This window comes from Capnocytophaga stomatis, assembly GCF_002302635.1.
Lineage (GTDB): Bacteria > Bacteroidota > Bacteroidia > Flavobacteriales > Flavobacteriaceae > Capnocytophaga > Capnocytophaga stomatis.
In genome coordinates this window covers 337020-353033 of record NZ_CP022387.1, presented here as the reverse complement: position 1 = coordinate 353033, position 16014 = coordinate 337020, and the positions used below count along the sequence as shown (strand labels likewise).

The window sequence follows — 16014 nt, the reverse complement described above, 5'->3', positions numbered from 1 at the left end:
TTTTTTACAGTATTGGTTTTTAGGAATTTAAAAGTACAAAAGTGAAATTTACAGCTTTACAAATAGCAAATATATTGCACGGAGAAGTAGAAGGAAATCCTGATGTAGAGATATACAAACTTTCGAAAATAGAGGAAGGAGAGGAGGGAAGTATTACTTTTTTGGCAAATCCGAAGTATAAAAATTATATATATACTACAAAAGCCTCTGTAGCAATAGTTAATAAAACTTTTGAGACGGAAAGTGAGCTTTCGGTTACTTTGGTTAAGGTGGATGATGCTTACTCGGCTTTTTCAAAATTGTTGGAGTATTATAACCAGATAAAGCTAAACAAAAAAGGCATTGAAGAGCCTGTTTTCATCTCAAAATCAGCACGAATAGGAGAGGATGTGTACGTAGGGGCTTTTTCCTACATCGGAGAAAATGTGGTTATAGGCAATAATGTAAAAATTTATCCTAACACTTATATAGGTGATAATGTGACCATTGGCGATAATACCACGTTATTTGCCGGCTGTAAGATATATTCCGAAACGGTTATAGGTAAGCATTGTACGCTACACGCAGGAGTCATATTAGGTGCTGACGGCTTTGGGTTTGCTCCCGTTGAGGAAGGTTTTTACAATAAAGTTCCGCAAATTGGAAATGTGATTATTGAAGATTACGTTGATATAGGAGCTGGAAGTACCATTGACCGAGCTACTTTGGGTTCGACAATTATCCGTAAAGGTGTAAAATTAGACAATCAAATACAGATAGCTCATAATGTGGAAATTGGCAAGAATACAGTAATTGCTGCACAAACTGGTGTGGCGGGTTCTACCAAAATAGGAGAAAGCTGTATGATTGGCGGTCAGGTAGGGATTGTCGGGCATTTGAATATTGGAAATCGGGTGAAGATTCAAGCACAATCAGGTGTTATCAGAAATGTAGAAGACGATGAAGTATTGCAGGGTGCGCCGGCAATAGGATATTCTGATTATAATAAATCATATGTGATTTTCAAGAAGTTACCATCTTTGATGAAGCGATTTTTAGATATCGAAAAAAAATATTTGGAAAATAAATAAAGTCTTATGGTAAAGCAAAATACTTTAGCAAGAGAGATTAGTTTAGAGGGAGTAGGTCTGCACACAGGGCAAAATGTGAAAATGACATTGAAACCGGCTCCGGTAAATCACGGATATACTTTTGTTCGTGTTGATTTAGAGGGTTCTCCTGTAATTGAGGCAGATGTCAATTACGTAACAAATACCGAAAGAGGTACCGTTTTAGAAAAAAAAGGTGTCAGAATTCAGACTTGCGAACACGTTTTGGCGGCTCTCGTGGGAATGGATTTGGATAATGTTATCATCGAGCTAAATGCTTCAGAACCACCGATTATGGATGGTTCGGCAAGATATTTTGTAGAAGCCATAGCAGAAGCGGGAATTCAAGAGCAAGATGCACCACGAGAGGAATACGTTGTTAAGGAAGTGATTTCGTATGTAAACGAAGAAACAGGAAGTGAGATTACTGTGATACCTTCTGATGAATATCAGGTAGCTACAATGGTTGATTTCGGAACGAAAATCTTGGGTACGCAAAATGCCTATTTGAATAAACTTTCTGAGTTTAAAGATGATATTGCTAACTCACGCACATTCAGTTTTTTACACGAGTTGGAAATGCTTCTTGACCACGGGCTTATCAAAGGAGGAGACTTGAACAACGCTATCGTTTATGTAGATAAAGAAATTTCGGAAGAAACGATGCAAAAGCTGAAAAAAATCTTCAATAAAGAGGATATTTCTGTTCAGCCAAACGGAATTTTGGATAATCTGAAATTGCATTATTCCAACGAAGCTGCTCGGCATAAACTCCTTGACGTGATTGGAGATTTAGCTTTGGTTGGTACACGTATACGAGGGAAGGTAATTGCCACAAAACCAGGGCATTTTACCAATACACAGTTTGCTAAAAAATTATCGAAAATTATTAAAAACGAACGTAGAAATAATGTTCCTTCAATTGATATAAATCAGCCTCCGTTGATGAATATCAATGATATAACAAAATTATTACCGCATCGCCCACCGTTTTTGTTGGTTGATAAGATTTTTGAACTTTCGGATAAGCACGTTATCGGGTTGAAGAATGTAACAATGAACGAGCCTTTTTTTGTGGGACATTTCCCAGGAGCTCCTGTAATGCCAGGAGTTTTACAAATTGAGGCAATGGCACAAGCAGGTGGTGTATTGATTTTGAGTACAGTACCTGACCCTGAAAATTATTTGACATATTTTATGAAGATAGATAATGTTAAATTTAAAGTTCAGGTAATGCCAGGCGATACGCTCATTTTTAAATTGGAGCTTTTAACGCCTATCAGAAGAGGTATTTGCCATATGCAAGGGTATGCTTATGTAAACGGAAAATTAGCAACCGAGGCAGAGTTGATGGCTCAAATTGTGAAAATTAAATAATTAAAAGGCTATGAATCAACCTTTGGCGTATGTGCATCCCGGAGCAAAAATAGCTCAGAATGTGGTAATTGAACCTTTTTCAACCATTCATAATAATGTTGAAATTGGTGAAGGCACTTGGATAGGACCTAACGTAACGATTATGGAAGGGGCGAGAATTGGGAAGAATTGCTCTATCTTTCCTGGGGCTGTGATTTCTGCGATTCCTCAGGATAAAAAATTTCAAAATGAAGAAACTGTCACTATTATTGGAGACGGAACAACTATCCGAGAGTGTGTAACAATCAACAGAGGAACGGTTGACAAGATGAAAACTGTGGTAGGGGAGAATTGCTGGATAATGGCTTACAGTCACATCGCTCACGATTGCATCGTAGGAAATCATTGTATATTTTCAAATAACACTACTTTAGCAGGTCATACTATAGTGGGTGATTACGTGGTTCTGGCGGGGATGGTTGCGGTTCAGCAATTTACCACTATTGGAAATCACGCATTTGTAACGGGAGGGTCTTTGGTTCGTAAAGATGTGCCACCTTACGTGAAAGCAGCCCGTGAACCGCTTTCTTACGTGGGAATCAATTCCGTTGGCTTGCGAAGAAGAGGTTTTACTCCAGAGAAAATCAGAGAGATACAAAATATTTATAGGATTATTTTCCAAAAAGATTTCAATACCACACAGGCACTTTCCATAGTGGAAGCAGAAATGGAAGCTACTCCTGAAAGAGACGAAATTTTAGACTTCATCCGTAATTCCTCACGAGGTGTAATGAAGGGTTACACGGGAGGAAGTATGTAGAACATATTGTGCTTCTGTGTTTTATGAAGAAGTTTCGATATCATTTATGAAAAAGTAAAAAATTTAATAACAATTAATTATAATAGATGGCAACAACAGCAGATATTAGAAAAGGATTATGTATCCGTTTTAATCACGACATTTACAAAATAATCGAATTTTTGCACGTTAAACCTGGAAAAGGACCCGCTTTCGTTCGTACAAAATTGAAAAGCGTTACTACGGGAAAAACTCTTGATAATACATTTTCGGCGGGACATAAAATTGACGATGTACGTGTAGAAACACGCTCTTTCCAATATTTGTATGAAGAAGGAGATGATTTTGTATTTATGAATACAGAGGATTACAATCAAGTAAATATCCGTAAAGATATGCTTGATAATCCTGAACTACTTAAGGAAGGAGAAATAGTAATGATTATTTTTAATGCAGAAGATGAATCTCCTCTTTCTGTAGAAATGCCTGCCAGTGTGATACTTACAGTAACTCACGTTGAGCCGGGAGTAAAAGGAAATACGGCAACCAACGCCACAAAACCAGCTACTGTGGAAACAGGTGCAATCGTGAACGTTCCGTTATTTATCAATGAAGGTGACCGCATTAAGGTTGAAACTGAAAAGGGAACATACGTGGAAAGAATGAAAGATTAACTATCTTTTTATATGTAAAAAATCCGAATTTCATAACGAAATTCGGATTTTTGCTTCTATTTAGTTATGACAATATTTCTCAATAGCTATTTTACATTCTTCATTGAAAAGTTTTTCTAAGTCGTTGATTTTAAGTCGAAGTTCCAAAATATCACTTTCTTCTGAAATATTGTTCAAATAGTTTAATATTTCTACTTCTCTTTTAGCGTTTATTTGTCCGAACATACTTCGCATTTTATGGGCAATGGCTCGGATATTTTCATATTCTCTAATATTTGCAAATTGCTTCAAATTTGAAATGTTTTTTACAGAATCGTTTATAAAAGTTTCATAAAGAGCAATAATAGCATCTTTATCATCTCCCATAAATTGTTCCAAAACCTCAGGACGATATTCCACAGAATCAACAACTAAAGGAGGAGGTGCTGCAAAATTATTGGTTTCTATTTTCGGGAAAAATGAATTCAACTTCTCATAAAATTGCTGAGGAGTGAAAGGTTTTGGTAATATTCCTGAAAAACCGCTTTGTGTATAGAAACTCTCGGGAACGTCTTTTCTGCCCGTAATAGCCAACACCGGAATAGGATTGTCTTTATATTGTTCATTGAATAACGTAACAAAGTGAAAACCATTCATTTCAGGAATCTGAATATCCGTGATAACCATATCAAAATTGAGTGAATTCATCTTGGAAAGAGCTTCTTTTCCGTTGCTAAAAGGAGTAACTTTTATGTTTTTCTGATGTAAAAGTTCCTGAATAAGTCCTAAAATGGTGGCATCGTCATCAATTGCAAGAATTTCGATTTCGTTAGGAGCTTTGTCAGAAGTCCATTTGTTTGAAACAACTTTCTGATTTTCAGTAACTTTTTCAGATACAAAACGGAAAGTAAACGTACTTCCTACATTTTCTTCACTTTCAAGACTTATTTTTCCTTTTAGCAAATGAGCCAATTTTTGTGAAATATGCAAACCTAATCCTGAACCTCCGTAGCGTTTTGAAACATCTGTGTTGGCTTGCGTAAATTCGTCAAAAATGTGAGCCTGTTGTTCTTTTTTTATACCGATTCCGGAGTCTGAAACCGAGATGATAATTTCGGAAGCCTTGTCGGTGAAAGGTTTTGCTTCGGCTTTAATGCGAATTTCTCCTTTTTCAGTGAATTTAAAAGCATTGGAAATCAGATTGTAAAGAATCTGTCTGATACGATACGAATCATTTGTAAATTTACTATTGCGAATTGTATCGGAAATTTCCATTGACAAGGTGATAGGTTTGGATTTGTATATAGACTTCACATTATCAGATACTTCCTTGATAGTGTCAGCAATATTTATAGGAACCTTTTGTATCGTAATTTTTCCCGCCTCCAACTTGGAATAATCCAGCAGTTCATCAACCAACTTTTGAATATACTCCGAAGAATATTTGATATGTGAAAGATAATTTTTGCCTTTTTCCGTAATGTCTTGTTTTCTAAGGAGTTCGGAGTATCCTATTATAGAGCTGAGAGGTGTTCGCAAATCGTGGCTAACCATAGAAACGAGTTGCTCTCTACTTTTTAATAAACGATTGGTTTTCAGGTTTGCTGTTTCCAATTCTTGCCGGTAAGCCTGAATTTTCCAAAAGTCCCTTATTATAATAAAGGAAAGTAAAACGGTGACAATTATCGCAAAGACATAAGAAAGAATCAGGAAAGACTTACTTTTTTTGAAAATAATTTGTCGTTCATTGTTAATTTCTTGTGAACTTTTTAGTATATCTTCTTCAAAATCAGAAAGTAAATCGCCAATTTTCTCCGACATACGATTGTCATTATGCCAAAGAGTTTGTATTTTTTCGTTTTGCTTATATTTATATTTTTGAGTTTCTCGATGAACTTTATTTAACAATTTTAAGGTTTCCATAACAGTTTCATCAAACTTTGACTGATTCCGAGTGGGAGGAATTTTTATGTCCTTATATCGTTTTAAGATGGAAGGAATATCTTGTTGTGTTTCACTTTCCGTACTTGTTGAATCTCTTCTGGGGCCTATCCTTTCTTGACTTGTTACAATGTTGTCATTCAGCAGAAAATGCCCAAGTGAAGGCTCCAAGCTCGAAAGTTTTTTGATGGCATTACGAATGGTAATTGATGAAACATCACTACGCTGAATGGCTTTCAATTCTTGAAGGTTTTTACTTTTTAATTGAATTAACATCTGCACAGTATCAAGCATTTGCAAGTGTTTTTCAGATGTAATGTTTTTTCTGAATTTGATAATACTATCTTCCAGAATTTTATTTTTTTCCAAAAAAGATTTAAGAGCTTGCTCATCATCAGTACGGATTGCTATTTTTCCGGCACTTTCCGTTTCATTCATAAGAGTTAGTATTCTGCCGATTTTCAGCATTTTATCTCTATTGGATTGGTTTATGTTTTCTGATGAGGTTAATTTTTGAATTTCTTTATAAGTAACAGCCGCAACCGTTGCAGATGTTAATATTAACAGAAGATATCCTAAAATTATTTTTAATGTTATTTTTTGGGATTTCATATATTTTCTAAGCTAAAAATTTAACTCTAACAGCAAAAGTAACATTTTTTTATGATTTAAAATAGCATTTTGTGAATTTAAGGATTAAAATTGAAATTTGTTTGGAAAAACATTTTTTTTTTCATAAAATTGCAGTCGCATAAATAGAATAGTTTTCTTTTTATAAATGATTGATTTTAAACAAATTATATTTAATACAACTACACAAATATGGGTTTTTTTGACTTCTTAACGGAAGAAATAGCAATAGATTTAGGAACAGCAAATACATTAATCATTCATAATGACAAGGTGGTGGTGGATAGCCCATCGATTGTCGCTCAAGACCGAACTTCACACAAAATTATAGCAGTAGGCAAGGAAGCTCGGTTAATGCAAGGAAAAACACACCCTAACATTAAAACAATTCGACCATTAAAAGATGGAGTAATTGCTGATTTTGATGCTTCGGAGCAAATGATTAGTATGCTTATCAGAAGTGTACCTGCATTGAAAAGGCGTTTTTTCTCTCCCTCATTGCGTATGGTGGTTTGTATTCCTTCAGGAATTACAGAAGTGGAAACGCGTGCCGTTCGTGAGTCGTGCGAGCGTGTAAACGGAAAAGACATTTATCTTGTTCACGAACCGATGGCGGCAGCTATTGGGATTGGATTGGACATTATGCAACCTAAAGGGAATATGATTATTGATATCGGAGGGGGAACTACAGAAATTGCCGTAATTGCCTTAGGAGGAATCGTTTGTGATAAATCTGTGAAAATTGCGGGTGATATTTTTAACTCTGATATTGTTCATTATATGCGTACTCAACATAACCTTTACGTAGGTGAAAGTACTGCTGAAAATATCAAAATAACGATTGGTGCAGCCACAGAAGATTTAGACCTTCCGCCAGAAGATATTATGGTGCAAGGGCGTGATTTGCTAACAGGAAAACCTAAACAAGTGCAAGTTTCATATCGTGAGATGGTGAAAGCATTGGATAAATCCATTTTGCGTATCGAAGATTCCATTATGGAAACATTGTCACAAACACCGCCTGAATTAGCTGCAGATATCTATAACACAGGGATTTATATGGCTGGTGGTGGAGCTATGCTACGAGGTTTGGACAAGCGAATTTCTTTAAAAACCGATTTGCCGGTTTACGTAGCAGAAGACCCATTGCGTGCAGTAGTTCGTGGAACGGGAATCACTTTGAAAAATATAGATAAATTCAGAAGCATACTTCTTAAGTAATAGTTTATGATTTTGAAATTGTAAGGTGTAGGATGTTGAAAGCTTGCACCTTACAATTTGTCTTTTAAAAATATGTAATTTAGAGCTTATGCAACAAATCATTTTGTTTTTTATTCGTAAAAGAAACTTTTTTGTGTTTTTGTTGCTTTTTTCTTTTTCTATCTTTTTGATTATCAAAGATAATTATTATCCACAAAGCAGATATATCAATTCCGCTAATGCTATCTCGGGGAGTTTGTATAATTTTTCAAGCTATTGGGCTCAGTATTTTGATTTAAGAGGTCAAAATACTCTTCTTAGTGAAGAAAATAAGCAACTTCGAAGCAAAATATTTGCATTGGAGAATCAGCTCAAACAAAGCACTTTAGCCGATAGCCTGCCTTTTTTTGATGCAAATCAATATAAAGTTTACACAGCTAATATTATCAAAAATAGTTTCTTGCGGAAGAAAAATTATTTGACAATCGATAAAGGAGAAGAAGAAGGAGTAAAACAAGATATGGGAGTGATTTCTCCTAAAGGAATTGTGGGAATTGTTGAGAATACTTCTGGTCAGTTTGCTACTGTTCAGAGTGTTTTGAATATAAAGTCTTCTTTGAATGCAATGGTAAAAAGAACAGGGCATTTTGGTTCACTCAAATGGAACGGGCAAGAACTAAATATTGTTCAATTGGTGGATATCCCTAATATTGCTCCAATTCAAAAAGGTGATACTATTGTTACGGGAGGAATGTCAAGCATTTTCCCTAAAGGAATTCCTGTTGGGCGTATTATGAACATCACCAGAAGCCAAATGGATAATTCCTTTGTTATTGATATTAAGTTGTTTACAGATATGTCAAATGTAGATTTCATTTACATAATTGAAAATAAAGACAAAGAAGAGATTAGTAATTTAGAAAGCCAAAATCCTAATGAATAATCTTTTTATTAAAAATACTTTTTTATTTATTGTGCTGGTACTGTTACAAGTACTTGTATTTAGTAATATTGGTTACTTGGGATATGCAAACCCGATGGTATATCTACTTTTTGTAATTATTTATCCATATAGAGAATCCAAAATACAATTTTTGTTTGCGGCTTTTCTGATAGGTTTGTGTATTGATATTTTCTCAAACACGGGAGGAATTCACGCAGCCAGCACGGTTTTTGTTGCGTATGTTCGTGCGAGAATATTAAAGTTTGTATTTGGGAATAATTTTGATTTTCAGGAGATAAAACTTTTACAATATCCTCCTGCAAAAGTATTTTCCTATACAACAATTATAGTTGTATTACATCATACGTTGTTTTATTTTCTCGAAATATTTAACTTCAATCATCTGTTTACAACTTTTGTGAAAATAGGAACTGCCTCTGTTTTTACAATTATTGTGTGTTTGCTAATTACGTACATATTTAGGAGCCAGAAGAAATGAGAAAGTACTTGCTGTTTATCATAATTATCTTAACATCAATCGTTTTTGTGATTCGTTTGGTGTATCTTCAGGTTGTGGAATTTGATGAAAATTCACGTCCTGATGAAGATGTTGCGGTTGAGGTTGTTTACGATTATCCGGAGAGAGGCTATATTTACGACAGAAATGGGCAACTTCTGGTTTCGAACCAACCGGCATACGATGTTATGGTAATTCCTAATGATGTTAAACAATTGGATACGTTGGAGTTATGCGGATTATTAGCAATTTCAAAAGAAGATTTTAAAGAACGTTTACAAAAAGCAAAAAAATATTCTTATCGCAAACCATCTGTTTTGGTAAATCAGCTTTCAAAGGTTGATTATGCTGTTTTGCAAGAAAAATTACGCAAATTTGATGGTTTTTACATCCAAAGACGTTCTTTACGTCATTATTTAACACGTAATGCGGGAAATGTTTTGGGGTATATAAGTGAGGTAAACGAATGGGAACTGAAAGAAAATTCGTACTATATCGCTGGGGAATTGGTTGGACGTCAGGGAGTTGAAAAACAATATGAATCTTTTTTACGAGGAGAAAAAGGAGTTCGCTATTTTCAAAAAGACAGACATAATCGCCAGATAAGCAGCTACAAAGACGGGATGTTGGATACACTTCCTGTTATGGGGCAGTCTCTACAATTGACTTTAGATATTGGTTTACAAGCTTATGGAGAAGAATTAATGCAGAATAAGCGAGGTGGTATCGTAGCAATCGAACCTAAAACAGGAGAAATATTAGCACTAATTTCCGCTCCTACTTTTGACCCTAACTTGCTTGTCGGGAGGCAACGCTCGAAAAACTATACGGCTCTTTATCAGGATTCTATAGCTAAACCTTTGTATGATAGGGCTTTACTTGCTGAATATCCACCAGGTTCTCCTTTTAAGGTGATTAATGCACTGATAGCCTTGCAGGAAAACGTGATAGCTCCTTCAACTTCCTTTGGTTGTGGAGGAGGATATCGCTACGGAAATCGTATAATGCGTTGTCATTGTGGACGTTCAAGTAATGATTTGCTACACGGCATTGCACATTCTTGCAACGCTTATTTTGCTAATTCATACAGGCGTAGTATTGAAAAATATGGCAAACCTTCCGTTGGAATGGATGCGTGGAGCAAGCACGTGAAAAGTTTTGGTTTGGGTGGCTTTTTAGGAAGCGATTTTCCCACAGGGCGACCCGGAAAAATTCCGAATACAGCTTTGTATGATAGGCAATATGGGCAGGGCCGTTGGGCGGCAACGTACAATATTTCAAATGCGATAGGGCAGGGAGAAATATTGACAACTCCGATACAACTTGCTAATGTAATGGCTATTATAGCCAACAGAGGGCATTTTTACACGCCTCATATCGTAAAGAAAATAAACGATGAGGTTACACCATTTAAGGAGTTTACAACAGTCAAACGGACAACTATTGATAAAGAACATTTCGAGCCTATAATCCAGGGAATGAATACTGCATACAATTCGGGGACTGCACGAGGGACAAGAATAGAAGGAATTGATATTGGGGCAAAAACGGGAACTGCTGAGAATTTTGTCCGAATTAACGGAAAGCGAATGCAACTAACCGACCACTCCATTTTCGTAGCATTTGCACCAATTGATGACCCTAAAATAGCAATTGCCGTTTTTGTGGAAAACGGATATTATGGGGCGAGAGTAGCGGGACCAATTGCTTCGCTGATGATAGAGAGATATATTAAAGGTGAGGTCTATCGTTGTGATTTAGAGAAGCGAATGCTTGAAAAGAGCTTGGAGGAAGAGTATGCAAAACCATACAGCGGGCAGCCTTTCCGTATCAATCAATAGGAGTTAATCGACTTTGCAAGTCAGTAAATCTTAATTTTATGATGCAGAAATTCTGCTTAAAAAAATCCTCAAAAATATGAAATACTTCATTTTTTTGATTTTTGTAATTTATTAATAATCAAAATGTAAATGTTTTATATATAATTTTATAACGGACTATTTTTCAAAATAGTTTTGTGATATTGGATTTTTGATTATATTTGTCACTATCTATTTCTTAATGTTACGGAAGTGTAAAAAATGCTTTCTTTTTTTAAGAAAATTTTAAAAATAAAAACATACATAAAAAAATATGAAATTTATTGTATCAAGTTCGTACTTATTAAAAAAATTGCAAGTAATAGGAGGTGTTATTAATAGCAGTAACACAATGCCAATCCTTGATAATTTTTTATTTGAATTGACTCCTAATGTGCTAACTATTTCAGCATCAGATTTGGAGACAACGGTTAAAGGAGCTTTAGAAGTGGAATCAGATTCGGAAGGAAGCATTGCAGTACCCGCAAAGCTGTTGATAGAAATATTGAAAACTTTTGCTGAACAACCACTTACATTCATTGCAAAAGATAATAATACAATAGAAATCAGTTCAACACACGGAAAATACTCATTGGCATACTTGGATGGAGAGGAGTTTCCAAAACCTGTGAGTTTGTCCGAAGCCAATAAAGTGACTTTACTTGGAGATGTTCTGGCTACTGCAATTCAAAAAACGATTTTTGCTGTCGGAAACGATGATTTGCGTCCTACAATGAGCGGAATTTTCTTTGAATTCAATGAAGAAGGTTTGACTTTTGTGGCGACAGATGCTCACAAACTGGTAAAATATCAGCGTACGGACATCAAAGCGACAGAAACTTCAGAATTCATTATGCCTAAAAAGCCTTTGAATTTGTTGAAAGGAATTTTGGCTGGAAGTGAAACAGAGGTTACTGTTGAGTACAACGAAAGTAATGCTAAGTTCTCTTTCGATGGAATGGAATTCATTTGCCGCTTGATTGATGGAAAATATCCGAATTATGATGCGGTAATTCCGAAAGAAAATCCTAATAAGTTGACGGTTAATCGTGTACAGTTCTTAAACTCAGCACGACGTGTTTCAATCTTCTCGAACAAAACTACGCATCAAATCCGTTTGAAGATAGCAGGTTCTGATTTACAGGTTTCAGCAGAGGATATTGACCACAGTAACAAAGCAGATGAGCGTTTCGCTTGTAATTATCAAGGTGATGATATGGAAATCGGGTTCAATTCTCGTTTCTTGATTGAAATGCTCAATAATTTGGATTCAGATGAAGTAATGCTTGAAATGTCAATGCCAAACAGAGCAGGGATTTTAACACCTCTTGATGGATTAGACCCAGGAGAAAGAGTGCTAATGTTGGCTATGCCTATAATGTTGAATAACAACTAATTGAAAACATCGATTAAAAAAGGGAATAAATTTTTTATTTATTCCCTTTTTTTGCTTTTTACTCAATTTCAGCATTCAAGCCGGCATCTAATAAGGCAAGGCACATTGGTCTTAATTTTTCATAACTTCCTGATTTTACATCACATTTTCCTTTGAAATGAACTATTATGGTACATTGTTCGGCTTGGTCATAAGTGTGCTTACAAACACTGACCAAGGTTTCGATAACGTGGTCAAAGGTGTTCACATCGTCATTGTACAAAATAAGATGGCATCCATCATCCAAGAGTTCTTCCGTGGAAGTTTCATTCTGTGTTTTTTCTTGGTGATTGAAAATCATAGTTTTAGGGATTTTAAATTTTTCTAAATTTCAGAGCAACCCATTGGTTACGTTCCAGCTTCTCTGCAAATTCTAAATTGTTTTCGTTACATTTATCTGTTATTGCAGGCACATCGGATTCATAAAATCCGCTTAAGAAAAGCATTCCTCCAGAGGATAGACTTTTTGCATACTGAGGAATGTCCGAAAGTAAAATATTTCTATTAATATTGGCTATAATAATATCAAAATTCTCATTGTCAAGTAGTGAAGCATCACCTAATTTTACGGTAATATTTTTACAATTATTTCGCTCCGCATTTTCAAGGGAATTTTCAACACACCAATTGTCAATGTCAATAGCGGTTATGGATTTTGCACCTCGTTTTTCAGCCATAATAGCCAAAACACTTGTTCCGCATCCCATATCTAATACTTTTTTCCCTTTCAAATCAGTGCTTAGCAGGAATTGTAACATCATATATGTGGTTTCGTGATGTCCCGTGCCAAAGCTCATTTTTGGTTCTATAATGATGTCATAAAGGGTGCTGGGAAGTTCGTGAAAAGGAGCCCGAACTGTGCAAATATCATCAATAACAATTGGGTTGAAATTTTTTTCCCACTCCTCGTTCCAATTGATTTGCTCTATGGTTTTGAAAGTGTATGAAATTTTAAATTCAGGCGATTGTAAAATATAAACATCATTCAAAATATTTTCATTCCACAAATTTTCCTGAATATAAGCCAATATTCCCCTTTCGGAGTCCACAAAACTCTCAAAACCACATTCCGCCAATTCAGCAACCAAAATTTCAGAAGCTACGCCAAGTGGCTCAATTGTAAAATCGTATTCTATGTAATTATGCATTTCCTTGATTTTTTACTCCATTTTCTTTTTGCGAAGTTCAAAGTTTTTACCTAAGTAAACTTTTCTAACTATTTCATCTTCAGCAAGTTCTTCCGGAGTTCCTGCTTTCAAAATACCTCCTTCAAACATCAGGTAAGTTCTGTCTGTAATTGAGAGAGTTTCCTCAACACGGTGGTCGGTAATTAAAATTCCAATATTTTTGCTTTTTAGTTGAAATACAATAGATTGGATATCTTCAACAGCAATTGGGTCAACGCCTGCAAAAGGTTCATCAAGCAGAATAAACTTAGGGTTTGTAGCCAAGGCACGAGCAATTTCGGTACGTCTTCTCTCTCCTCCAGAAAGCAAATCTCCTCGATTTTTTCGGATGTGTCCCAAACTGAATTCTTCAATAAGCTCATCAACTCTTTTTTGTTGCTCTTTTTTAGATAGTTTGGTAAGTTGCAACACACTTTTGATGTTATCCTCAATGCTTAGTTTTCTAAAAACAGAAGCCTCTTGTGCCAAATACCCAATTCCGTATTGTGCACGCTTGTACATCGGGAAATTTGTAATATTCTCACTGTCAAGGTAAATTGTTCCTCCATCTGGTTTGATTAAACCAACAATCATATAAAAGGAAGTTGTTTTTCCAGCTCCGTTTGGTCCTAAAAGCCCAACGATTTCCCCTTGATTTACTTCCAAGGAAACACCCTTAACAACTTTTCTTCCTTTATAGATTTTAATAATGTCGTTTGCAATTAGCTTCATTTCGTATAATTAAAAAACTAAAAAATTATGTGCAAAAAAAGATTCTGCCGGAATTTTTTGGTAAATAGAGTTTTTAGATTTCTGACTAAAATTCAAATCGGTAGGGCATTTCGTCCAATTCGGTTTCCAAATCCACCCAATCGTGAACTTCAGTTACCAAGCTGTAAACCATTTTCTCAGTCAACACTTTTCCTTCATATATATCAGAAATTGTTTGTTCTGACATATCCTCTCTTAAGAAAGTTTCATCTCCGAAAAAGTCAATTGCCCAATTTTTGTATTCTTCTGGTTTGGTGGTAATTTGGTCAAATTTATGAATAAATTCGTCAATTTCAAAATTTTCCTCACAATTCCAAGTCTCCCCGTCCAAAGACCAAATTACAAACGGAATGGCGGCATCCGAGAAATTTTTGCGATAGTAAGGAAGAAAAACTTTAGGAATTCTTTTTTCAAATGACTGATTGTCAGATTCTCCACTTTCTTCCGAATTTGTTGACGGAACGATTAAGCAAGCTTTATCAATAAAGTAAAATGAGAGTGAAGTGCCATCTTCTTCTTCAAATCCGAGTCCCCATTGAGCTTCAATTCCATCGTATTCTTCTTGATTGCTTTTGTAGTAAGTGTGGTACGTTTCAAATTCATAACCACAAATAATCCAGTCAATTACAGCTCTGCCTTTGCAAATCTGTTTCAACGTTTTCACGTTGGGTAGTTGTTGTAGGTAGGTTTTACAATCCATTGAACCTTATTGTATTATAAATTAAAATTTTTGATTTTATTTTTTGAAAATCTGAATTTGTTATGCATTAAGCTCAGATTTTTTCGCTTTTTCATCTTTCTTTATTACGTATTTTGAAATGAAAATACTCAATTCATATAGCACTAATATTGGGATAGTTACAATAATTTGGCTGGTTACATCGGGTGGAGTGATGATGGCTGAGATAATTAAAATAACTACAATGGAGTGCTTGCGATATTTCCGCATAAAGGACGGCGTTACTAATCCTAATTTTGTTAAAAAATAAACGATTATCGGAAGCTCAAAAACCAATCCGCAAGCAATTACAGATGAGCGAACTATGGAAATATACGAACTTAAATCAATTTGGTTTTGAACTTCGCTACTCACCGAATACGAACCCAAAAAATTAACGGAAAGCGGAGCTATTAGGTAATATCCGAACAAAATTCCGGAGAAAAACAATGCGGAAGCAACAATTATGAAGCCACTGGCTAATTTTCGTTCGTTTTCGTAAAGTCCGGGACTTATAAATTTCCAAAGTTCGTAGAGAATATAAGGAAAGGCAACGATGACTCCAGTCCAGATGGAAGTCCAGATGTGGGCTGAAAACTGCCCTGCCATCGTTCTGTTTTGTAATGTAAAAGGCAGTTCTTGAGCACAAAAAACACTTTCATAATCAAAGAGTTGCCCGAGTTTACAGAACATTCGGTATGTGAAAAAATCTCCTTCTTTTGGTCCAAAAATGATTGCAAAAACGTAATTTTTGTAAATAAAAGCAAGGACAGCGACTATTAAAATAGCCATCGTTGAACGAATTAAATGCCAACGAAGCTCTTCTAAATGGTCTAAAAAAGACATTTCATCTTTTTGATTTGTCATATTTTCTTAAACTGAAAAACTTTCTTTTGATGGTTAAAATACTGTGCAAATATACATTTTGTTTTCAATTT

General features: G+C 35.3%; 15 protein-coding genes. 9 read left to right on the top strand and 6 right to left on the bottom strand.

All coding sequences use genetic code 11. The annotated features are described in order from the left end of the window. Positions 1-41 precede the first annotated feature (41 nt). The 4 genes from lpxD (at position 42) to efp (ending at position 3917) form a co-directional block, all read left to right on the top strand. Positions 42-1070, top strand: coding sequence for a UDP-3-O-(3-hydroxymyristoyl)glucosamine N-acyltransferase (lpxD, locus tag CGC58_RS01670; RefSeq protein ID WP_095894837.1), 1029 nt, complete (start codon positions 42-44; stop codon positions 1068-1070). Between the two features lie 6 nt (positions 1071-1076). Beyond that, the gene (locus CGC58_RS01665) at positions 1077-2465 is read left to right on the top strand and encodes a bifunctional UDP-3-O-[3-hydroxymyristoyl] N-acetylglucosamine deacetylase/3-hydroxyacyl-ACP dehydratase (protein ID WP_095894836.1); all 1389 of its coding nucleotides are present in this window, start codon (positions 1077-1079) and stop codon (positions 2463-2465) included. A 10-nt stretch (positions 2466-2475) separates the two neighbouring features. Next, positions 2476-3264, top strand: coding sequence for an acyl-ACP--UDP-N-acetylglucosamine O-acyltransferase (gene lpxA / locus CGC58_RS01660; protein WP_095894835.1), 789 nt, complete (start codon positions 2476-2478; stop codon positions 3262-3264). Positions 3265-3350: 86 nt separating this feature from the next. Continuing rightward, a complete protein-coding gene (gene efp / locus CGC58_RS01655; protein WP_095894834.1) occupies positions 3351-3917 on the top strand; it encodes an elongation factor P in 567 nt (188 codons plus the stop codon). A 60-nt stretch (positions 3918-3977) separates the two neighbouring features. Here the strand turns inward: efp and CGC58_RS01650 are convergent, their stop codons facing one another. Beyond that, on the bottom strand, positions 3978-6449 hold the full coding sequence (locus CGC58_RS01650) for a hybrid sensor histidine kinase/response regulator (protein WP_095894833.1): 2472 nt from the start codon (positions 6447-6449) through the stop codon (positions 3978-3980). A gap of 210 nt (positions 6450-6659) precedes the next feature. On the opposite strand from CGC58_RS01650, the gene CGC58_RS01645 reads away from it, so the two are divergent. The 5 genes from CGC58_RS01645 (at position 6660) to dnaN (ending at position 12382) form a co-directional block, all read left to right on the top strand. Continuing rightward, entirely contained in the window at positions 6660-7688 is a 1029-nt protein-coding gene (locus CGC58_RS01645; protein WP_095894832.1) for a rod shape-determining protein, read from the top strand. A gap of 88 nt (positions 7689-7776) precedes the next feature. After that, the gene (gene mreC / locus CGC58_RS01640) at positions 7777-8610 is read left to right on the top strand and encodes a rod shape-determining protein MreC (protein WP_095894831.1); all 834 of its coding nucleotides are present in this window, start codon (positions 7777-7779) and stop codon (positions 8608-8610) included. Then, on the top strand, positions 8603-9109 hold the full coding sequence (gene mreD / locus CGC58_RS01635; protein ID WP_095894830.1) for a rod shape-determining protein MreD: 507 nt from the start codon (positions 8603-8605) through the stop codon (positions 9107-9109). Before mreC ends, mreD begins: the two co-directional genes overlap by 8 nt. Next, positions 9106-10968 (top strand): penicillin-binding protein 2, encoded by a 1863-nt coding sequence (gene mrdA / locus CGC58_RS01630; protein WP_095894829.1) that lies wholly within the window; start codon positions 9106-9108, stop codon positions 10966-10968. Before mreD ends, mrdA begins: the two co-directional genes overlap by 4 nt. Positions 10969-11260: 292 nt before the next feature. Further along, positions 11261-12382 (top strand): DNA polymerase III subunit beta, encoded by a 1122-nt coding sequence (gene dnaN, locus CGC58_RS01625; RefSeq protein WP_095894828.1) that lies wholly within the window; start codon positions 11261-11263, stop codon positions 12380-12382. 58 nt (positions 12383-12440) lie between these two features. On the opposite strand, the gene CGC58_RS01620 is transcribed toward dnaN, so the two are convergent. From CGC58_RS01620 to tatC, 5 genes are all read right to left on the bottom strand, one after another. After that, positions 12441-12722 carry an ATP-dependent Clp protease adaptor ClpS gene (locus CGC58_RS01620; RefSeq protein ID WP_095894827.1) on the bottom strand — a complete coding sequence of 94 codons (282 nt, stop codon included), beginning with the start codon at positions 12720-12722 and terminating at the stop codon, positions 12441-12443. A 13-nt stretch (positions 12723-12735) separates the two neighbouring features. Next, the gene (gene prmA, locus CGC58_RS01615) at positions 12736-13569 is read right to left on the bottom strand and encodes a 50S ribosomal protein L11 methyltransferase (RefSeq protein ID WP_095894826.1); all 834 of its coding nucleotides are present in this window, start codon (positions 13567-13569) and stop codon (positions 12736-12738) included. 12 nt (positions 13570-13581) lie between these two features. After that, positions 13582-14319 (bottom strand): LPS export ABC transporter ATP-binding protein, encoded by a 738-nt coding sequence (gene lptB / locus CGC58_RS01610; RefSeq protein ID WP_095894825.1) that lies wholly within the window; start codon positions 14317-14319, stop codon positions 13582-13584. An 85-nt stretch (positions 14320-14404) separates the two neighbouring features. Next, positions 14405-15058: a hypothetical protein gene (locus CGC58_RS01605; RefSeq protein ID WP_095894824.1), complete on the bottom strand. Its 654-nt coding sequence runs from the start codon at positions 15056-15058 to the stop codon at positions 14405-14407. Positions 15059-15118: 60 nt separating this feature from the next. Beyond that, positions 15119-15943 carry a twin-arginine translocase subunit TatC gene (gene tatC / locus CGC58_RS01600; protein ID WP_095894823.1) on the bottom strand — a complete coding sequence of 275 codons (825 nt, stop codon included), beginning with the start codon at positions 15941-15943 and terminating at the stop codon, positions 15119-15121. Positions 15944-16014 lie beyond the last annotated feature (71 nt).